At 70.1% G+C, this 20,123-nt stretch carries 15 protein-coding genes and 2 pseudogenes; 8 read left to right on the top strand and 9 right to left on the bottom strand.

Annotated features, from left to right (window positions below; genetic code table 11):
• Positions 1-42: 42 nt before the first annotated feature.
• Positions 43-306, bottom strand: a complete 264-nt coding sequence (locus OHB49_RS32770) for a hypothetical protein (RefSeq protein ID WP_030968281.1) — start codon at positions 304-306, stop codon at positions 43-45.
• A gap of 277 nt (positions 307-583) precedes the next feature.
• Here OHB49_RS32770 and OHB49_RS32765 point away from each other — a divergent pair, with 277 nt between their 5' ends.
• On the top strand, positions 584-2,224 hold the full coding sequence (locus OHB49_RS32765) for a serine/threonine-protein kinase (protein ID WP_329164565.1): 1,641 nt from the start codon (positions 584-586) through the stop codon (positions 2,222-2,224).
• 18 nt (positions 2,225-2,242) lie between these two features.
• On the opposite strand, the gene OHB49_RS32760 is transcribed toward OHB49_RS32765, so the two are convergent.
• On the bottom strand, positions 2,243-3,052 hold the full coding sequence (locus OHB49_RS32760; RefSeq protein ID WP_329164563.1) for an SGNH/GDSL hydrolase family protein: 810 nt from the start codon (positions 3,050-3,052) through the stop codon (positions 2,243-2,245).
• A gap of 264 nt (positions 3,053-3,316) precedes the next feature.
• Here OHB49_RS32760 and OHB49_RS32755 point away from each other — a divergent pair, with 264 nt between their 5' ends.
• On the top strand, positions 3,317-4,411 hold the full coding sequence (locus OHB49_RS32755; RefSeq protein WP_443079586.1) for a DUF5925 domain-containing protein: 1,095 nt from the start codon (positions 3,317-3,319) through the stop codon (positions 4,409-4,411).
• A 150-nt stretch (positions 4,412-4,561) separates the two neighbouring features.
• On the opposite strand, the gene OHB49_RS32750 is transcribed toward OHB49_RS32755, so the two are convergent.
• A complete protein-coding gene (locus OHB49_RS32750) occupies positions 4,562-4,936 on the bottom strand; it encodes a GntR family transcriptional regulator (RefSeq protein ID WP_030968273.1) in 375 nt (124 codons plus the stop codon).
• 70 nt (positions 4,937-5,006) lie between these two features.
• Between OHB49_RS32750 and OHB49_RS32745 the strand changes: the two genes are divergently transcribed.
• Complete coding sequence (locus OHB49_RS32745) at positions 5,007-5,927, top strand: GNAT family N-acetyltransferase (RefSeq protein ID WP_329164560.1); 921 nt, start codon at positions 5,007-5,009, stop codon at positions 5,925-5,927.
• Entirely contained in the window at positions 5,908-6,417 is a 510-nt protein-coding gene (locus OHB49_RS32740) for a DUF402 domain-containing protein (RefSeq protein ID WP_329164559.1), read from the top strand. The genes OHB49_RS32745 and OHB49_RS32740 overlap by 20 nt, the downstream gene beginning before the upstream one ends.
• Here the strand turns inward: OHB49_RS32740 and OHB49_RS32735 are convergent.
• Positions 6,414-7,892 (bottom strand): trifunctional class I SAM-dependent methyltransferase/NUDIX hydrolase/VOC family protein, encoded by a 1,479-nt coding sequence (locus tag OHB49_RS32735; protein ID WP_329164558.1) that lies wholly within the window; start codon positions 7,890-7,892, stop codon positions 6,414-6,416. The genes OHB49_RS32740 and OHB49_RS32735 overlap by 4 nt on opposite strands.
• 295 nt (positions 7,893-8,187) lie before the next feature.
• Between OHB49_RS32735 and OHB49_RS32730 the strand changes: the two genes are divergently transcribed.
• Complete coding sequence (locus OHB49_RS32730) at positions 8,188-9,222, top strand: lytic polysaccharide monooxygenase auxiliary activity family 9 protein (protein WP_329164556.1); 1,035 nt, start codon at positions 8,188-8,190, stop codon at positions 9,220-9,222.
• Between the two features lie 19 nt (positions 9,223-9,241).
• On the opposite strand, the gene OHB49_RS32725 is transcribed toward OHB49_RS32730, so the two are convergent.
• From OHB49_RS32725 to OHB49_RS32710, 4 genes and pseudogenes are all read right to left on the bottom strand, one after another.
• Positions 9,242-10,135 (bottom strand): esterase/lipase family protein, encoded by an 894-nt coding sequence (locus OHB49_RS32725; protein WP_313936549.1) that lies wholly within the window; start codon positions 10,133-10,135, stop codon positions 9,242-9,244.
• Between the two features lie 189 nt (positions 10,136-10,324).
• The gene (locus OHB49_RS32720; RefSeq protein WP_329164555.1) at positions 10,325-11,332 is read right to left on the bottom strand and encodes a DNA polymerase Y family protein; all 1,008 of its coding nucleotides are present in this window, start codon (positions 11,330-11,332) and stop codon (positions 10,325-10,327) included.
• Positions 11,329-14,826 (bottom strand): DNA polymerase III subunit alpha, encoded by a 3,498-nt coding sequence (locus OHB49_RS32715; protein ID WP_329164553.1) that lies wholly within the window; start codon positions 14,824-14,826, stop codon positions 11,329-11,331. Before OHB49_RS32715 ends, OHB49_RS32720 begins: the two co-directional genes overlap by 4 nt.
• Positions 14,827-15,151: 325 nt before the next feature.
• A pseudogene (locus OHB49_RS32710) lies at positions 15,152-15,721 on the bottom strand (nucleotide disphospho-sugar-binding domain-containing protein); the annotation flags it as partial.
• Positions 15,722-15,951: 230 nt separating this feature from the next.
• Between OHB49_RS32710 and OHB49_RS32705 the strand changes: the two are divergent.
• The 3 genes from OHB49_RS32705 to OHB49_RS32695 are packed head-to-tail and all read left to right on the top strand — an operon-like array spanning position 15,952 to position 19,240.
• Entirely contained in the window at positions 15,952-16,404 is a 453-nt protein-coding gene (locus tag OHB49_RS32705) for a hypothetical protein (protein ID WP_329164551.1), read from the top strand.
• A gap of 9 nt (positions 16,405-16,413) precedes the next feature.
• Positions 16,414-18,561, top strand: coding sequence for a DUF6571 family protein (locus tag OHB49_RS32700; protein WP_329164550.1), 2,148 nt, complete (start codon positions 16,414-16,416; stop codon positions 18,559-18,561).
• 31 nt (positions 18,562-18,592) lie between these two features.
• Entirely contained in the window at positions 18,593-19,240 is a 648-nt protein-coding gene (locus OHB49_RS32695) for a hypothetical protein (RefSeq protein WP_329164549.1), read from the top strand.
• A gap of 70 nt (positions 19,241-19,310) precedes the next feature.
• On the opposite strand, the pseudogene OHB49_RS32690 reads toward OHB49_RS32695, so the two are convergent.
• A pseudogene (locus OHB49_RS32690) lies at positions 19,311-19,458 on the bottom strand (trypsin-like serine protease); the annotation flags it as partial.
• Positions 19,459-20,123 lie beyond the last annotated feature (665 nt).

Here is a 20,123-nt window from a genome sequence, read left to right as displayed (position 1 = left end):
CGGATCAGTCAGGGGCCGGAACGGTGGTGACGGTCCGTCGGGTCAGTGGCGGCCACCGAAGAGCGAGCGTCGCAGTCGCCGCAGCGGCGCGAAGAGCGAGACACGCGCGCTCTTGCTCCGGCGGGTGTGCGCGGCGTCGCGCGAGGTGAGCTCGAGCATCAGCAGCGTCGCTTCCGCGGTCTCGCGCTGCGGGACGGCGGGACCGCCGAGCACTGCGAGATGGCGGTCGAGGCGCGAACTGGTCGCACTGCTCCCACATGTGATGGCAGGCACACGCGGCCTGCTGCGCATCGCTATCTGTTCCATGTCACTCCCCACCCGTACGAGGGCACCCGGCCCGGGCAGGTTAACCCTATCCCCCCACTATGACACTCGTGTATCCCGGTCGTCGGATTGAGCACACACATACGGAGGTTGACGATCGGGCTCATAATTCGCTCGATTCCAGGGCGAGTTGGACAGATCGGGAGCGGTTGCCCGCAGCGGCGGATTATTGCGCAAGGGGGTCTGGAACGGGCCGGTCTGAGCTAGCGTGGAGAGGTTTCCGCCGTGCTGCCGCCACTCCTGCGGATGGGGGATCACCGTGAGCGAAGTGCCGGGCGACGACCGACTGATCGCGGGCCGATACCGCCTGCTGGGGCCCCTGGGCCAGGGCGGGATGGGGGTCGTGTGGCGGGCGCGCGACGAGGTGCTGGGGCGCGAGGTCGCCGTGAAGGAGGTCCGCGCCCCGTCGGGGCTCGCCTCCTCCGACGTACAACGGCTGTACGCGCGCCTGGAGCGGGAGGCGTGGGCGGCGGCCCGGGTCTCGCACCGCAATGTGGTGACCGTCTACGACGTGGCGACCGAGGACTCCCGCCCGTGGATCGTGATGGAGCTGATCCGAGGGCTCGCGCTCTCCGAAGTGCTGGACGCCGAGGGGCCGATGACCCCTCAGCGGGCCGCGCGCATCGGCGCGGAGGTGCTGGCCGCGCTGCGCAGCGCCCATGCCTCCGGGGTGCTGCACCGTGATGTGAAGCCCGGCAATGTGCTCCTCGCCAACGACGGGCGGGTGGTACTGACGGACTTCGGGATCGCCCTGGTCGAGGGGACGTCCGCACTCACCATGACGGGCGAGCTGATCGGCTCGCCCGAGTTCCTCGCACCGGAGCGCGCGCTGGGGCGCACGCCGGGGCCCGAATCGGATCTGTGGTCGCTCGGAGTGCTTCTGTACGCCGCGACCGAGGGCAATTCGCCGTTCCGTCAGAACACACCGCTGAACACCCTCCGGGCTGTGGTCGACGAAGAGCTGCCGCCGCCCCGGCGGGCCGGCCCGCTCGGCCCGGTCGTCGAGGGGCTGTTGCGCAAGGATCCTGCTGAGCGGCTCTCCGCCGAACAGGCCGAGCACCAGCTCCGCATCATCGCGGCGGGCGGTGCGCCGCGCGCCACCGGGGCGGGTACGCCGGATCCGTACGGTCCGACGACGACGGCCGGCACCATCACACCCCGGGCACCCCGTCCCGTACCCGCGCCGCCCTCGTCGGATCCGTCCACGACGGCCGAAGTCGCCCCCGCCGGGCCGCCGCGCCGGGCGGTCGCGCTGCTCGCCGTGGGCGTGGCGGTGCTGCTGCTGGCGGTCGGCGGGATCATCTGGACGCTCGCGGACCGCGGTGACGACGGCGACACGGGAGGTGCCACGGGCAGCGGCCCGGGTGCGACCAGCAGCGCTCCGCACACCACACCCGCCGCGCAGGAGGCGCCCGGGTCCGCCGGAGCGCAGGGCGGCAGCAGCTCCACCGGCGACGGCGACACCACGGGCAAGGCCGTGAGCGGCGGAAGCAGCCACAGCAGTACGAGCAAGCCGCCGCCGCAGACCGTGACGGTTTATCTCACCTCGGTGCGCGGCAGTTACGAGGGCAGCTGTCCTCCCCCGCACGCATCGGCGCCTGCGGTCGAGGCGACCGTCACGGTGGGGCGCACGCCGGCGGAGGTCGAGTACCGGTGGGTGCTGAAGGACGGTACGAGTTCCGATCCGGGCTGGCAGTCGTTGCCCTTCGGTTCCGGCGACGGGCGCGCGAAGAAGGTGTCGCACACGGAACTGACGTACCAGCAGGACACCACGTACCACGGAACGATCACGCTGGAGGTCAGGAGTCCGGTCGTGGTCACCTCGAACGGGGTGGAGTTCTCGGTGACCTGCCGGACGGAGACCCCGTCGAACGGGGCCTCCTACCCGGCGGAGGACTGACCCGGGCGGTCCGCCCGGTCAGGCGGCGGAGCTGAAGGCGGGCAGGTATCCGCCCGACTGTCCGGCGGCGGTGGGGTGGTACGACTCACCGATGTTGAGCCAGTTGACGCTGTGCAGCCATGCGCTTCCCGAGCAGATCTCGTGCCCGGTGAACCTCCCGGCGACATCGCTGAAGGTGAAGCCGTGGTCGGCAGCACGCTTGGCGGTTGCCGCGTTGAGGTAGTCGGACGCGCTGTTGATGGCGGAGCGCTCGGTCTCGCTCAGACCGGCGATGCAGCTGCCGCCGAGCTTGTAGAAGCGGGGGTAGCCGAGGACGACGACACGGGCGGCCGGCGCCTTGGACCTGATCGCCGTGTACACCGAGTTGAGCTTGCCGGGCAGGGTGGTGTCCACGTAGCTGCGGGCTGTGGCGATCCGGCTGAGGCAGGTGGACTCCGACTGGAGTACACAGGTGGTCATGACATCGGCGAAGCCTGCGTCGTTGCCGCCGATGGAGATCGAGACGAGGTCGGTCGAGGAGTTGAGCGGGGAGAGCTGTCCAGCCGTCACATCGTCGGTACGGGCACCCGAGCAGGCGGTGAAGGCGAACGACGAGGGCGAGTTGGCGTTCGCCCAGAGGGCGGGGTAGGCCTTGGTGCTGCGCTTGCAGTCACCACTGGCACTGTCGTAGCTGCCGGACCCGACCCCCGAGGAGTACGAGTCGCCGAGGGCGACGTAGTCGACGGCCTGGACGGACGATGCGGCGTTCGCGGTGGCTGCCCCGGTCAGGGCGAGTACGGCACCTAGCAGGAGCGAGGACGAGAACGCCACGAGTCTGGACATTTTCATGGAACCTCCCTTGGACCGAACCGGCAGGATCTCTGCCTACTCAGTGGTAGCAGCAGGTCCGCCGGTCCGGAAGTGTCCATGCCAAGTCGATCGGATGAGCGCTTTCTGACGCCCTCCTGAGGTCCCGTCACACCGGAATCCGGCATCCTGCGCACCGGTGGACAAAACCGCTTCCGCGGAGTGAACGGCCCATGTGCGGGCCGGTTGACGGGAGGTGGCGAAACCTGGGTGCGCCGGGTGCCGCCGTGCCGGATCATGGGCGCCATGTCTGCCAACCCTGAGGCCGCTCTGCCGATCCGGCTCACCGTCGACGACAGCGACTCCCCTGCCGACGTCGTCGACGCGCTGTTCCTCGGCCGCTTCGCGACGGGCGAGCAGCCGTACTCGCACAGTTCCTCCCTCGACCGGGTGAAGTCCGGGGCGACGCTGCTGCCGCCCGCCGCCAAGGTGCTGCGCGCCGCCCGCGACGACGACCGCAGCGCCACACTCGCCGAGGGCGACGGCTGGACACTCCTCATCTCGCGGTGGAACCGCGGCGCCGACGTCACCGTCACCGCGACCACCCCCGAGCTGGCGCAGCAGATCCTCGAACAGGCGACGGACGGCGCCCAGGACGAACCGGAACCGCAGCCCGAGAACGTGACCATGGGCTTCTGGTACGTCTCCCCGCGCCGCGGCCCGCACCGCACCACCCGGCAGATCGCCGCCGGCACATGGGACGAGGTGCGCGACAACTACACGGCACCGGTGGCCGATGCCATGGACCGGCTGATGAAGGTGACCCCGGACGACATCGCGGGCCGGCTGCTCCTGCTGCACGGCCCGCCCGGCACCGGCAAGACGTCGGCGCTGCGCACGCTTGCGCGGTCCTGGCGGGACTGGTGCCAGGTCGACTGTGTACTCGATCCGGAGCGGCTCTTCAACGACGTCGGCTATCTCATGGACATCGCGATCGGCGAGGACGACGGCACGACGAAGGGCCGGTGGCGGCTGCTGCTCCTGGAGGACTGCGACGAACTGATCCGCGGCGAGGCCAAGCACACGGCGGGCCAGGCGCTGTCCCGGCTGCTGAACCTCACCGACGGGCTGCTGGGCCAGGGACGCAACGTGCTGGTGGGGGTGACGACCAATGAGGACCTGGAACGGCTCCACCCGGCGGTGGTCAGGCCCGGCCGCTGCCTCGCCCGCATCGAGATCGGTCCGTTGAGCCGCCGGGAGGCGGTGGCCTGGCTGGGTACGGAGGAGGGGCTCGGCCGGGAGGGCGCGACGCTGGCCGAGCTGTACGCACTGCGGCGCGGCACCGGGCCGGCGTCGGTACCGAAGCAGGACGCGGGAGCGGACGCGGGACTGTACCTCTGAGGTGTAGTACCCGATCGCCGGGCAGGCTTGAGATCAGGCCCGTCCGGCAGTTGGGGACAGCCTCTGAGCCCGTCCGGCATCCGATGACATCTTCAGGCCCGTCCGGCACTCGATGACCTAACGGCTACCGGACGGCCCCGGTCCGCCCTGTCACCCCTCGTAGGCCACCCGCACCGCATCCTCCACCAGCGACGCCGCCCGGGCGCGGGACAGCCCGAGCCGCCTCGCCTGCTCCGCGTACTCCCGCGCCGCAGCAGCCGCCTTGCGTTCCGCCGTATCGCCCGCGGCGGCGATGAACGTACCGTTGCGCCCGCGGGTCTCGATCACCCCGTCCGACTCCAACGCCCGGTACGCCTTGGCGACGGTGTTCGCGGCGAGGCCCAGCTCCTCGGCGAAGCCGCGTACGGTCGGAAGTCTGTAGCCGACGGGCAGCTCGCCGGACCGGGCCAGTTCGGAGATCTGCGTGCGCAGTTGCTCGTACGGGGCGGTGCCGGCGTCCGGATCAATGGCGATCTTCAAGGTCACGGGACCGATTCTCCCCCACCGCCGGAAATTCGGAGGCGACCGGGCCGGACCGCCGCGTACCGTCCGGCGCATGACTGTCATCGTGCGCGACTTCCTGCCCACCGACGCCGAGGCCTGGGTACGGGTGCGGCGAGCCGCACTCCCGTACATGGTGACCACACCCGAGCAGGTCGTCTTCGAGCAGGCGACCGCCCACCCCGACAAGCGGTACCGGCTGCTGATCGCCGAGGAGGACGGGGAGATCATCGGCACCGCGCAGGTCGGCATCGCCTATGACAGCCCGGAACCCGGCCAGGGCTTCTGCAATCCCTACACGCTCCCCCGGCGGACGGGCCGCGGGGCGGGCTCGCTGCTGGTGCGCACCGCCGAGGAGTATCTGGCCGGTGCGGGGGCCGTCGCCGTCTACACCTGGGTGCTCGACGAACCGGCGAGCCGGGCCTTCGCCGAGAAGCGCGGCTACACGCCGAGCCGCCCGGCGCACTTCCTCCATCTCGACCTGGCGCACGGCACCTTGCCGCCCCGTCAGGAGCTCCCGGCCGGTGTGGAACTGCGTACCGCCGCCGACTTCGCCGACGACCCGAGGCCGCTGTTCGAGGCGGACGCCGAGTCCACGGCGGACGAGCCGAGCGACACCCCCACCGAGCTCGCGGACTACGAGGACTGGCTGCAGCACACGTGGAGCAACCCCGGTCTCGACCGGGAGCTCACCTCGGTCGTGGTGGTGGACGACCAGGTGGCGGCGTTCAGCGCCGCGAACACCGACGGTCTGACCCGCTACTGGTCGGGGATGACGGGCACCCGCAGGGCGTACCGCAACCGGGGCCTGGCAAAGCTCGCCAAGAACGACTCGCTGCACCGGGCACGCGCGGCCGGCTACACGGACGCGTACACCGGCAATGACGCGGACAACGGCCCGATGCTGGCGATCAACACATGGTTCGGCTACGGGATCTGCGCCACGGAGGTACGGCATGTACGCAAGCTCGGTTGAGGTCGCCCTGGTCAAGGCGGGCCGGACGAAGATCCGCTACCTGGCGGACGTCGTACGCGACGACGGCATCCGGGTGACGGTGACGGCCCCGTGGGCCGCGCCGGGTGTGCGCGACTTCGGCTTCGTACGGTTCGAGCCGGGCGATGTCTTCACCGAGCACTACTGGCGCGACCGGTGGTTCGCGGTGAAGGAGGTCCGTACCGGCGCGGGGACGCTGAAAGGCTGGTACTGCGACATCACCCGGCCTGCCGTGCTGCGCGACGGGGAACTGCTCGTGGAGGACCTGGATCTCGACCTGTGGGTGTCGGCGGACGGCTCGTCCGTACTGCGACTGGACGAGGACGAGTTCGAGGAGAGCGGCCTGACCGCACGCGATCCGGCGGCTGCGGATGCCGCCCGCCAGGCGCTGGACGAGCTGGAACGCCTGGCCCTTGCGGGCGGGCTCGCGGGGCTGCTGGCCGCACCGTGCCCGCCCGGCGACACCCCCTAACGCACCACCAGTTCCACCTCGAACCCCGCCGCGTCCTCCAGATACGCGGCGCAGTGCCCCTCGCCACCCGCATACGGATGGCGGTCCGGGAACAGCAGTCGCCAGCCGTGGTCCGGGGCCCGCGCCACCAGTGCGTCCAGCGTGGCCCGGTCCCGGACATGGAACGCGAGGTGGTTCAGACCCGGGCGGAGCCGGTCGTGCGGCCCCGGGGTCAGATCGGCCGACTGCTCGATCACCAGATAGCTGTCGCCGCGCCGCCAGCTGCGGCCGCGCTCCCAGCTCTGATACGGCACATGGCCGAGCTCGCCGAGCAGCCAACCCCATCCCGCCTCGGCCGCCGCCAGGTCGGGCACCCACAGCTCGATGTGGTGCACCCCGCCGGTGCGGGCCCCGCCCGACGGCAGCGGGACCGCGCGGCGGATGCCGTGCGGCTGGTAGGCCACGGTGTCGCCGTCCTCGTGCCAGTGGATCAGGAAGCGCTCCCCCGCCCGGTATCCGTCCAGCCCCGCACGGCAGTACGCGACGATGTCGTCGGGCAGGGCGTCCAGCGGGAACCAGGCGAGTCCGGAGCACTTCTCCGGTTCACGGTTGTACGGCGGGCGGGCCGGGTCGTACTCCGCCTCGAAGAACCAGCCGGTCCGGGGGGCGCCGCCGGGGCCGCGGTGCTGCATGACCAGGGCGACCCGCAGCTCGTCCGGGTCCAGTTCGACGCCGATCTCCTCGGCGGCCTCGCGGATCATCGCCTCGCGGACGTCCTCGCCGTCCTCCACATGTCCGGACGGGCCGTTGAACAGCCCGTCCGCGTATCCCGTACGGGCGCGCCGGGCGAGCAGGACGTCGGTGCCGCGGCGGAGGATCAGATGCACATCGACGATCTCGGTGTGCCGGTGCGGTGGTTCGGCGCGGGCCAGCAGGGCGTAGCGGTCGTCGTCGACGTGCTTGCCCCACAGGTCCGGGTCGTCGGAGAGCCGCTCGTGGTGGATGCGCTCGGTGAGCGGGGCGAGGAGCCCGGTCAGTTGCTCGGCGGAGAGACCCACCCCGCCCCACACCCCTTCGATCATCAGCAGCCGCCCGCCGGGCCGCAGCAGTCCGAACCAGTGGCGCAGGGCCGCCGCGGGGTCGGGCAGCAGCCACACCACATGGCGGACCATGATCACGTCGAACTGCTGCTTCCCGACCGGCGGTCGGGCCGCATCCCCGACCAGCACCTCGGCGCCCGTCCCGGCGAGCTTGGCCCGCGCCTGCTCGACCATGCGCGGCGACCGGTCGACGGCGGTGACACGGTGGCCCTGCCCGGTGACGAGCAGGGCCAGACTTCCGGTGCCGCATCCCAGGTCGAGCACATCGGAGCGCTCGCCGGGCAGCCAGCTCTCCAACCGCTGCGCCCATGCGTGCCGGACCACCGGATCGAGCAGCCCGTGGTCGGGCTCCTCGTCGAAGGAGTCGGCGGCGGAGTCCCAGTCGATCGTCGTCATGCGCCGATCGTCCCAGCCACCACCGACACAGTCGATCAGCGGGCCGACCGCTCACGGTGGTGGAAGGGGTGGCACACGCTGCCCGCGCGCCACTCCACCGGCTCGCCCGCGGACGGCGGGCGGCGGGACGGAGCGGATCGGAGGCGCCGGTCAGCGTCTTCTTTAATCGCTGCTGAGCCGCTCCTTAAGTCGGCCATAAAGATCGCCGAGTACCCCTTCCAGCAGCAGTTTTCGGGCCGGCGGGCGGCTAGCTTCTCCTGCACGCAGACGTGAACCGCCGAAGGAGAGACGCACCATGACCGTGATCAGGACCGCTCGCCGCAAGGTCGCCGCAATCGCCGCGCTCGGTGTGGCGCCGCTCGCGCTGACCGGCCTGTCCGCGGCTCCGGCCGCCGCACATGGCTCGCTGACGGATCCGGTCAGCCGGGTCTCCGCCTGCTTCGCGGAGGGGCCCGAGCATCCGAAGTCGGCGGCGTGCGTGGCCGCGGTCGCGGCGGGCGGGACGCAGGCGCTGTACGACTGGAACGGGGTCAACATCGCCAATGCGGCGGGAAATCACCGGCAGTTGATCCCGGACGGCAAGCTGTGCAGTGCGGGCAACGACAAGTTCAAGGGGCTCGATCTGCCGCGCGCCGACTGGCCGTCGACCGAGATGGCGGCGGGCAGCCACACCTTCCACTTCCGGGCCACCGCACCGCACAAGGGCTCGTTCGAGCTGTATCTCACCAAGGCCGGTTACGACCCGACGAAGCCCCTGAAGTGGTCGGATCTGGAGTCCGAGCCGTTCGCCACGGCCGCCGACCCGAAGCTGGAGAACGGATCGTATGTGTTCGACGGCACCGTGCCGAAGCGTTCGGGGCGGCAGCTGATCTACACCGTCTGGCAGCGCTCGGACTCCCCCGAGGCGTTCTACGCCTGCTCCGATGTGGTCTTCGGGGGCACCGACGGCGGTGCCGACGGCAGTGGTTCGGTGGGCGCGGTCCCCGCGCCGACCGCGTCCGCGCCGACCGAGCAGGAGATCGCCGGGGGTGCCGGCAAGTCGTCCGTGGAGCACGCCGGTCATGGTGACGACGACGCCGGTACGGGCGCGAAGGTCACCCAGGCGGCTCCGGCCGCCGGGGCGTCGGCAGGCCCGTCCGAGGCGAACGCACCCGAGCCGGACAGCGCCACCGGCCCCGCCCCGGCGGGCGAGAGCCTCGCCGAGACGGGTGGCGACGGCAGTACCCCGTACCTTGCGATCGGCGGTGCGGCCGCGCTCGCCGTCGGCGCGGCCGCCCTGTTCGCCTCGGTCCGTCGCCGGGCCGGCGAAGCGGCCCGACGCGGACACTGAGAGGCGGTCCAGGCCTGGCCTAGCCGATGACGGAGGCGCAGGTGGTCGGGGTGGCGTGCGCCGGGTCCAGGGCGTTCGCCACCTCGTGGTAGGCGATCAGGTCCACGGTCCCGATCGCCACATGCTCGGACAGGTCGATCGGGCACAGGTCCTGGAGCAGGACGTTGCGTACGTTCGGCCCGTTCAGGTACTGCGTGCGGTACGGGGTCACGACCTCGTCGTACCTGGTCGCGATGACCGTGTACCGCACCCCGGGCACGGTGTCGCCGCCCGCGTTGAGCTTGGTGATGAAGGGGGATCCGGCCATCTGGTCGGCGAGGCCGGGCGTGTGGGCGTTCAGCAGGTCCTCGGCGCCCGGGAAGTACGGCAGCAGGTTGGTCAGCCCGAGGAGGGTGGTGCCGTGGTTGTCGGGGGCGAGTCCGACCAGGGCGTTCACCTTGGCGGCGCCACCGAGGAACTTCAGGTAGTAGTTGGGCATCATGCCGCCCTGGGAGTGGCCGACGATGTCGGCCTTGGGCGCTCCGGTGGCGGCGAGCACCTGGTCGACGAAGGTGGCCAGCTGGCCGGCCGATTTGTCGATCGGGCCGAGGCCGTTGAAGAACGGCACGCCGGGCAGCTGCCCGTAGTCGAGCGAGTAGACGCAGTAGCCCCGGCCGACCAGGTACGGGGCGAGGACGAGCCAGTTGTCGACCGAGTTCCCGAAGGTTCCGTGGACCAGGACGACGGGGCGTGGGTGGGCTGCGGAGGGTTTGCAGGAGTAGTCGTTCCAGCCACGGGAGGGGGCTGTGGCGGCGGTGGGGGTGGCTGCGGTGGCGGTCGCCGTGGGGGTGGCGAACGCTGCGAAGGCGAGGAGCAGTGCGACGAGTCGTCTCCGCGCACGTGGGGTGCGCGGCGCACGTGTCCAGGGCAGCATCGTGTGGTCTCCTTGCGGCTCAAGGGAGTTGCGATGTCACTGCGCCCTGCGGCCCGGACCACAAGTTCTGTACCGACGTTCCATGTGCTCATGCCAAATTACGCGCGAGTAAGGTAGTGGGGGAAGTTACGCGTCGGTAAAAACTGACGCAGCATCACTCTTGATCTCGGTCGATCACATGACGGCAGGTCAGGCGGCGAGTCGGCCCGGCATCACGGCCTGCGGACCGAACTTGGCCCGCAGCCGGTCCGCCACCGCCTCGATCCGTCGCGCCCGTTCGTCGACCGGATCGAACGACAGCTGATGAGCGGCCCGTTCGCGGTCCGTGAGCCCCTCGGCGCGCAGCCCGATCCCCCGCACCCGGGCCCGCTGCAGCCCGAACGAGTCATGGATCCGGTAGGCGAGTCCGGTGAGCTCCGCGGAGTGGGCGGTGGGTTCACGGAGCGTACGGCTGCGGGTCAGCGTCGAGTAGCCGGTCCGGTCGGCGTAGCGCACGGAGACCGCGAGCGCCCGGCACACCTGACCGTCCCCGCGCATCCGGGCCCCCAGCTCCTCGGCGAGCGACATGAGTGCGCGGCGCTGCCGCTCCGGGTCCAGTTCGTCGCGCGGGAAGGACCGTTCGGCGGCGACCGACCGGGCGGCGGCGTTCGGCACGACCTTCGTACGGTCGATGCCGCGCGCCCGCTCCCACAGTTCGCGCCCGGTCCGTACGCCGGTGATCCGTTGCAGGGTGGCGAGCGGAGCCGCCGCGATCCGGCCGACGGAGTCGAGCCCGTATCCGCACAGGGTGCGGGCGGTAGCCGCCCCGACACCGTCCAGTGCGACGGCCGGCTCGGCCGCGAGGAATGCGGCACCCCCGCCGCCGGGCACCACGAAAGTCGTCCCGGGCGCGGCCCGCCGCGCCGCCATCCGGGCCAGCATCGGGTTCTCGGCCGCCCCGATCGCGCAGTCCACCCCGTGCAGGGCGAGCGCACGGACCCGGATCACCGCCGCCAGCCCTGCCGCGTCCTGCCCGAAGTAGCGCAGCGCACCGCGCACATCGGCGAGCGCCCCGTCCGGCGGCGCCGCCTCGACGACCGGGGTGAATGCGCCGAGGAGAGCGAGCAGCCCGGCGTAACCGGCGCTGTCCGGTAGGCCGCCGCCGACCTTGCGGAACCGCAGGTACAGGATCCCCGGCTCCTCGTACGTGTCGCTCATCCCGCACTCCCCGGGGACTGGTGCCACAGCTTCCTTCCGGTGGCGACGCCTTCGCCGGGCGGTTGGAGGTCGGACCAGGGGTTCATCTCGTATCCGGTCGGCAGGTGGATGCGGCGGCCGTTGTCGGCCACCCGGTCGCCCGGGGGCTCCTCCTCCGCTGCGGGGTCCTCCGCCAGCCGGGCCGCGACCGCGTCGAGTCCGCCGGTACGCCGCAGTTCGGCCAGTTCCGCCAGGTTCCAGGCGGCCTCGCCGACCACGCTGAGACTCTGCGGCCCTCGCCGCTGCACCACTCCACGCACGAGCAGCAGCCAGGAGTGGAAGACGGTGTGCGCGCAGGCGGCGTGGCTGTCGTCGAAGAAGGCCAGGTCGACCAGGCCCGTACCGTCGTCCAGGGTGGTGAAGATGACCCTGCGGCCGGACCGGATCGGCGGGGTCTGAGTGGCCGCCTTGGCGCCCGCGACCAGCACGGTCTCCCCGTGCCGCGTCTCGCGCAGCCGTTTGGCGGAGACCGCACCGAGCTCCTTCAGGAACGCGTGGTGGTCACCCATCAGATGGCGGGAGACGTCCATGCTCAGAACGCCGAGCTCGGCGCTGAGGCGTTCCGCGTCATTGAGGTCGGGCAGGCCGATGGAGCCGGTCTTCCGGCCGTCGTCGAGCGGGAGTTGCGCGCCACCGGATCCGGACCTGGTCCCGGTTCCCCGCTGGGCGCGGTGGAGCTCGGAGAGATGCAGCAGCAGATCACGGCGGTTGGCACCGAAAGCGTCCAACGCGCCGACCTGGGCCAGTCGTTCGGCGGCCGGCTTGCCCGGCCGCGCCCGCTGCCAGAAGTCCAGCAGCGAGGTGTAGGGCTGCCCGGCCTCGATCCGGGCGACCTCGGCCTTGCTGATGCCATGGACGTCCGAGAGCGCCAGCCGCAGCCCCCACACCTCGGAATCCTCCCCCTTACCGGACACCAGTTCGATTCTATGGGCGGCCGCCGACCGGTTCACATCCAGCGGCAGCACCGGTACACCGCGCCGCCGCGCGTCCGCGAGCAGCAGCCGCTTCGGGTACATCCCCGGGTCATGGGTGAGCAGCCCGGCGTAGAAGGCCGCCGGGTGGTGCGCCTTGAGCCACGCCGACTGGTACGTCGGTACGGCGAAGGCGACCGCGTGCGCCTTGCAGAAGCCGTACGAGCCGAACGCCTCGATGATCTCCCAGGTCCGGGAGATCACTTCGGCGCTGTAGCCCTTCGCCGCCGCCCGCTGCGCGAACCCGTCCTTGATCCGGCCCTGCTGCTCGGGGTCGGAGAGCCCGCGCCGCACCCGGTCGGCCTCGTCCCGGCCGCAGCCGGTCATGATGTCGACCATCTCGATGATCTGCTCGTGGAAGACGACCACGCCGTATGTCTCACGCAGCGGTCCCTCCAGGTCGGGGTGGGGGTAGCGGACGGGCGCGCGGCCGTGCCGGGCCTCGATGAACGGCCGCACCATGTCGGCGGCGACCGGTCCCGGCCGGAACAGCGAGATGTCGACCACCAGATCGTGGAAGGTGGCGGGCTGCAGCCTGCCGACCAGGTCGCGCTGGCCCGGCGACTCGATCTGGAAGCAGCCCAGCGTCTCGGCGGTCCTGATCAGCCGGTACGTCTCCGGGTCGCCGGGCGGCACGGCGTCCAGGTCCACCTCCTGGCCCGAGACCCGCTTCACCTCCATGACCGCGTGCGCCATCGCCGACTGCATCCGTACACCCAGCACATCGAGCTTGAGCAGCCCGAGGTCCTCCACGTCCTCCTTGTCGAACTGCGCCATCGGGAAGCCTTCGCCGCTGGTGGGCATGACGGGCGTACGGCGCAGCAGCGAGGCGTCCGAGAGGAGCACCCCGCACGGGTGCATGGCGATGCCGCGCGGCAGGGCGTCCAGCGCCTCCACCAGCTCCCAGAGCCGCCCGTACTTCTCCTTCTCCCGCGCCACCTCGCGCAGTTCGGGCAGCTCCTCCATGGCCGCGCGGGCGTCGCGGGCCCGGATGTGCGGGAAGGCCTTGGCGAGCCGGTCGGTCTCGGCCGGGTTCATGGAGAGCGCGGCGCCGACGTCCCTGATGGCATGGCGCACCCGGTAGGTCTCGGGCATGGCGACGGTCGCGACCCGCTCGGCGCCGAAGCGTCCGATGATCGCGCGGTAGACGTCGAGGCGGCGGGCGGACTCGACGTCGATGTCGATGTCGGGCAGCACGAAGCGGCGCTTGGAGAGAAAGCGCTCCATCAGCAGCCCGTGCTCGACGGGGTCGGCGTGGGCGATGCCCAGGAGGTGGTTGACCAGCGAGCCGGCCCCGGAGCCACGCGCAGCCACCCTGACCTTCATCTCCCGTACGTCATCGACGACTTGGGCGACCGTCAGGAAGTAGGAGGCGAAACCGTGGTAACCGATGATGTCCAGCTCATGGTGCATCCGCTCCCAGTAGTCGCGCCTGCGGTCGTAGCCGCGCAGCACCATGCCGGCGGCGGCGCGGGAGGCCAGTACCCGCTGGGCGGTGCGGCGGCCCGCGCCGACGAGGTGCGGCTCGGGGAAGTGGACGGCGCCGAGGCCGAGGTCGCGCTCGGGGTCGACGACGCAGGCGTCGGCGGTGCGCCAGGTCTCCGCGAGCAGCCGCGCTCCGGCATCGCGGCCGAGTCCGGCGGCGGAAGTGATCCGCTCGGCGGTCTCCCGCATCGCACGGTCGTCCTTGAGCCAGCGCTCACCGCTGTCGAGCGGGGTGCGGCGCGGATCGACGGGGACGAGCCCGCGGGCCGCGTCGAGCACGTCGGCGACCGGGCCCTGCCCGGCGTCGGCATACCGGACGGCATTGGTCAGCACGGCCCGTACCCCTTGTTCGGCAGCGAAGCCGACGGTACGGGCGGCGAGCCGCAGCGACCCGGGGCCGGTGCCTTCACGCCCGTGGTGGACGGCTTCGAGGCGCAGGTCGTCGCCGTAGATCTCCCGCCAGGGCGCAAGCAGCACGGCGGCCCGGTCGGGACGTCCGGCGGCCAGCGCCCTGCCGACCTCGGAGGCCGGGCCGAGCAGCACGGTGAGCCCTTCGGCGGGCAGCGCGGACCACTCGACCAGGGGCTGCCCGGCACCGGTCCGCGGGTCGCCGGTCACGGCATGCGCGGCGGTGACGAGACGGCACAGCTCCGCCCAGCCGCGTGCGCCGTCCCGGGCGAGGAAGGTGACCCGGGGTGCCGATTCATCGACGAAGGCGCCGCCACGGACCGGGGTCCGCAGCCGGTTCGTACGCCCGCCCTCCGGCGCACGCTCCGCGCCCTCCGCCCCCACCGCGAGCCCCACCCCGAAGAGCGGCCGCACCCCGGCCCTGTCGCAGGCCTTGGCGAAGCGGACCGCGCCTGCGAGGGTGTCGCGGTCGGTCAGCGCGAGGGCATCCATCCCCCGCTCGGCAGCGCGCTCCGCCAGCCGCTCCGGGTGCGAGGCCCCATAGCGCAGGGAGAACCCGGAAACGGTGTGCAGATGCGTGAACCCGGGCACCCGCACCTCCTGGACCGATCCGTACTCACCACCCCCTCGCTCTCCACCATAGACCAAGTTTCGAACATCCGTACGATAATCGAGGCGCCCCCGCTCTTCCGCCATTCGACCCGCCCCCGCCTGCGCGAATGCCGGACTCTCCCCGACCGTGGGGGCATGACTTTCGCTGACGAGGTGAGAAACGCCGTCACCGCACGGGCCGCGCTGCTGGTCGTCGGCGCAGACACCGCAGCTGCTGTCCATCGCCTCCTACGTCGGCGCGCCGGACGACACCGAGGGTGCGGCGACCGCCCCCGGTGGCTCGAGCCCTGCCTGAGGGCAGGGATCAGCCCAACATCTCCTCGATGAGGCCGGCTGCCCGTGCCGTACCGCCCTCGGCCCGCGCTTCGGCGCGGAGCTGGGCCGAGCGCCGGGCGACATCCTCGTCGGCGACGAGTTCGGTGAGCGCGGTGCGCAGGGCCACGGCGGTGGCCTGAGCGGTGTCGATGCGGCGGGCCACACCCAGGCCGACTAGCCGGTCCGCGTTCATGAACTGCTCGGCGGCCTGCGGGACAGCGATCATGGGAACCCCGGTGTACAGCCCTTCACTGCTGCCGCCCATCCCCGCGTGGGTGACAAACGCGTCGGCCTGCTCCAGGACCGTCAGCTGCGGCACCCACGAGTGCACCTCGACGTTGGCCGGGATGTCACCGAGCTCGTCCGGGTCCGTGCACTTGCCGATCTGGAGTACGACGTGCCAGCCGGCCAGGTTGCCGTAGGCGGCCAGGCACTGGCGGTAGAACTCCGGCTGTTTCGTGTACGCCGAGCCCAGCGAGATCAGCAGGACGTTCTCGGCACCGGCCGGCCGCGTCCAGGTGTCCCGGTCCGCGCGGGAGCCGAAGCAGGGGCCGACGAACCGGCGCTCCGGTCACCCGGGGCACGAGCGGCCGTTCCGCCGGCGACCGAAGATTCGCATCACAGAAGACTGTTGCCGTAAATGACCCCAGAGGGGACTACAGGCAGCAAATACGGCCCGAATGGGGTTGGTTACAGATGCAATGCCGCCGAGGCTCCGGGCGTGGACCACTCGGTAGGGTGATCACACCTGAACAGTCCGGCAATGAGTGAAAGCAGCCAGGGGGACCCATGTCGTTCGAGGAAGAGTGGGCTCAGCAGAAGGGCGAGGTGATCGAGCGTCACTCGTCGCAGATGCGGTTGAACCAGCTCCCCGCCGACCAAGGTGCCACGACACAGCCGCCCTTGCTGGGCAGCAGCACCTCACCGGACCTGGCAACCACGCCCGCCAAGAAGAAGAAGGCGGCGAACAGCATCGAGAAGAACCTCGAGCCCGGCACCAGGACTGCGGCCGACGCCGCCGACGAATCCGTCCGCGGAGCCGTCGCCGAGTTCAAGGGCTGGGAGACGGCCGCCGGGCTCAAGAAGGCCCACTCCCACTGGGACGAGCAGGTCAAGCGGCTGATGGGGCGCCTGAGTCAGGAGAAGTCGGCACTCCGGAACACGGCAGTCCTTTTCAGTAACAACGACCTGGAAACCGAGGCCGGTTTCAACTCGGTGAAGTCCAAAGTGTCGGATATCTAGGGGGAACCGATGCCGACGTACGACGAGATCATGCACATAAAGCTGTCCGCGCTCACCACGGCGGCGGACGGCTGGAAAACAATGGCGGGCAAGTTCAAGACGCTCGAAGACCTCTACGAGGACGACGTCCAGAGCATATCCAAGGGGAAGCTCTGGACGGGCGAGAGCGCCTCCGTATCCTCCACCAACTTCGCTTTGACACGCAGTGAGTACGACGCCGCACAAAAAGAGGCACGAGCCCTGGAGTCGCTCCTTCGTGACGCCCACGGCCAGCTCACCGAGCTGATCGGACGGGTCAAGTCCGCCGTCGCGGAGGCCAAGGAAGCCGGCATGAAGGTCTCGGACCAAGGCGTCGCGAGCTATGACTTCAGCAAGGTCGACGCCCAGACCAAGTACAGCATCCAGCACGACCCGGACCTTCCCGACGTGGAGCATTCCTACACGCAGAAGATCGCTGACGCGGTCAAGGTCGTGACAGAATACGATCACGACATCAAGGTGGCCCTGCTGCAGGCATCGGGAGCCGACAACCCGGCGCTTTTCGGATTCAATTCGAAGCCGGTCAACGACGTCGAGGCCGTTGAGGCCCTCAACCTCACGGAGAAGGTCCGTTCCGGTGATGCTTCCGAGAAGGAGCTGAAGCACTACCGGGACATCATGAACCAGAATTCCAAGGACAAACATTTCAGCGAGGCCTATCTGAACGGCCTCGGTGCGAAAGGCACTCTGGACCTGGCCGACAGGATGGAGTTGGCGGCCGACGAGAGAGGCGCTTCGAAGGAAGACCAGAAGCTCTACAACTCGATCAACACCAGCCTTGCGAACACCGTGGCCTCGGGCACGAAGGATCCGACCAGCTACGCGTACAAGCCCTTCGTCGAGGGGCTCAAGGACGCGGGTACGGACAACATCGGCGACAACCTGCGGCCGGTGAACGGCTACCAGACCGCGGTCACTCTCATGCAGCACGGCAGCGGGTACGGGAAGCAGTTCCTCAACGACGTCGCGAACGACATCATCGACGCCGAGAAGGCCAATCCGAATGTCTGGCTTCACCACGTCGACGCAAGCCGCCCCAAGCTGGCGAACGATCCGCTGGACGGAATCCTGGGGATCATGAGCAAGGATCCGGACACGGCCACCTACTTCCTCGACCCGGAGGCCGAGGGGAACAAGAACGACCACCTGAAATACCTGCTGACGGACCGCAAGGAATGGCCCGACGAGTACTTCTCCGGACCGGGCGCGGTCATGGACGTCGACAACCCCGACAAGGCCACAGGCCTGGGGGCGGCCATCCAGGCAGCCGCCACCGGCCACGAACCGGGGGAGAAGCTGGGCGAGGCGGGTCCGCACACCGAGGGCCAGGCGCGGGTCATGCACAACGCCATCCGCTACCTGGACGACGAGATGGGCGGGGACGAGTTCCCCAAGGACCTGGAAAACCTGCGCCAGCCGATGGCCAAGGCCTTGGCGGACTATGTGCCCGACACGCATATCATCCTCAACGGCCAGGAATCGGACTATGGCGGCGTCGCCGGTAAGGACTCCATCTACGGGTCCGGCGACAAGGCGCACATCGCCGTGGGCCAAGGCAGCCTCATACGTGTCATGCGGGGCATCTCGGACGACGCGCCGTCCTATTCGCTCCTGTACGAATCCGAACGCGCCTACGCCGCCGAGGTACTTGCCGACGCACCGGACTACGAGGGCAACGGGATCCACGGGGCCAGCTCGGACTGGAACCACCGGAGCCAGCAGGTCGGCACGGCGATGGGGGCCATCAACGGAATCGGCGCCGATGTCTACCAGGACAAGGAAGATGACAAGGTCGAATGGGCCGAGGACACCGCCGAGTATTCAGCCATCGGAGCCAACGGGCTCATAGGCGAGATCCCCGTAGTGAGCACCGCGGGTGGCGCGTTGATCGATTCATTCAAGTACGACTGGACCAAGGATGTCGTCGAGGCAGCCGAGCAGCAGGGCAAGCAGGATTCCAGCGAGAACTACGGCCGGGGTATGGACGGAACCACTCGCCTGATCGACGAATGGGGCGAGCAGAGAGGAATCAAGGGTAATGGGCCGTTCAATGAGGCGAGGGACGATGCAGCTGCTGGTTACGCCATCGGAAGAGACGCCGCAGGGGCACACCTCTGAGGTCCGGAAGTCGGTCCGGTCCCGCAAGGGTTTGGCGCTCACAGCAATAGCCCTTCTCTCACTCGGCGCATCCGCGTGCACAGCAGATGACAAGGCCGCCCCGGAGAAGGAGTTCTGTGACGTACCCGCTTCCTCCACCGAGGGAGAAGCGGTGCGTGACCTGCTGAAGGCGGACGAGCTCAAGTCCACTGTCTTCGCTCTGACATCAGATCTGGTCGAAGGTATGCAGGAACGACTGGGAGAAGACCTGAGCACGCCGACGTCGTCTCAGACGACCTGCTCGTTCGCTCCGAGGAACACCTTCGGCTCCAAGAGACTGCGCATCGAGTTCTCCTGGGTTCCGCAGGACACCGAGGCCCGCGACGTGGACAAGCTTCCGGGGAAGCTCAGCCACTACGACGTGAACGGCGCGACTGTCGAAGCCAACGACCTCGTTTCACGGCTCACCGTGCCGTGCCGGATGCCCGGCGACCTCAAGAAGCCGTCCCAAAAGGTCCTGCTCCAGGGACAGGCTTCCAACACCCTGCTCAACGGGACCGACGTCCAGCAGAAGACGGTGGACCAGCAGGTCACCTTCCTCTACCTCATGACCCGCAGAGCCACCGACGCACTCGGCTGCGAAAACGACCCGCTGGCGAAGAAGCCCGTGGTGAAGGCTCCGGCCGATCCTTCCGCATAGCAGCAGTGGGCCCACCCGCCCCCGTGGGGGCAAGCGGGCCCTCGCTCACACGAGTGAGCGAGCCGGCGTCACCGTTCTCGGCGCCGAATGCCGCCAGCGCCTCGGACACCGGCTGGGGTCTCCCCGCCCGAGGAGCAGTCGCCGCTGCCGCCGGAGGTCAGGCCGATCGCTGTGTCGCCCGCGAAGAGCGAGCCGCCGCTGTCGCCCGGCTCCGCGCATCGATGACGCGTACGCAGACGGAAGGGCCGGATGCTCGTGCCGTACGAGCATCCGGCCCCGGGCCGTGACCGGTATGAGTCGGCCGGCGCGAGTGCGTAGCCCCACCACGCACCGTGCTCCCTGGCCAGTTGGATGTGCACCTGCTTACCGTCGGACAGGGTGAGTTCGGTCTCGGCCGGACCGCCCTGCGGTGCCTCGATGCGCTGCAGGAATGAACGGCTGTCGCCCACCGGTCCGATGTGTGCCATGACCGGGTCGCCACCGGCCGCCGGTGCGAGCGGGCGCAGAAAGTCCGAGGACTCCCGGGCCGCCGCCGCACCGTCGGGGTAACCGTCGGCCGGCGCGTCGATGCCCTTCACGTCACCGTCTGCCAGACGCTGGACGAACACGGTCAGGAAAGTACGCAGCTCCTTGGACGGGGACTCGCCCTTGCAGGTGACGCTCACCTTCGGCTCGGCTGCGACGGCGTACGGGCTGTCGTCGGTGCGGTGGAACCACCAGAAGGAGGTCGCGCACAGGACGACAAGGGCCGCGGCCACCCCGGTGAGGGTAGCGGCCCGCATACCAACACGGAGGGCATGGGCAATCCAGACTGAGTGGGGATGGTCGGGCATTGGCCGCGTACGATCCCTTGGCCGCGCGCACCGGATCGGCGTCCACGGTC

It is taken from the genome of Streptomyces sp. NBC_01717 (genome assembly GCF_036248255.1).
In the GTDB taxonomy this organism is placed as follows: Bacteria; Actinomycetota; Actinomycetes; order Streptomycetales; family Streptomycetaceae; genus Streptomyces.
Note: the sequence above shows the minus strand (reverse complement) of the source record. Positions and strands in the feature narration are given on the sequence as shown.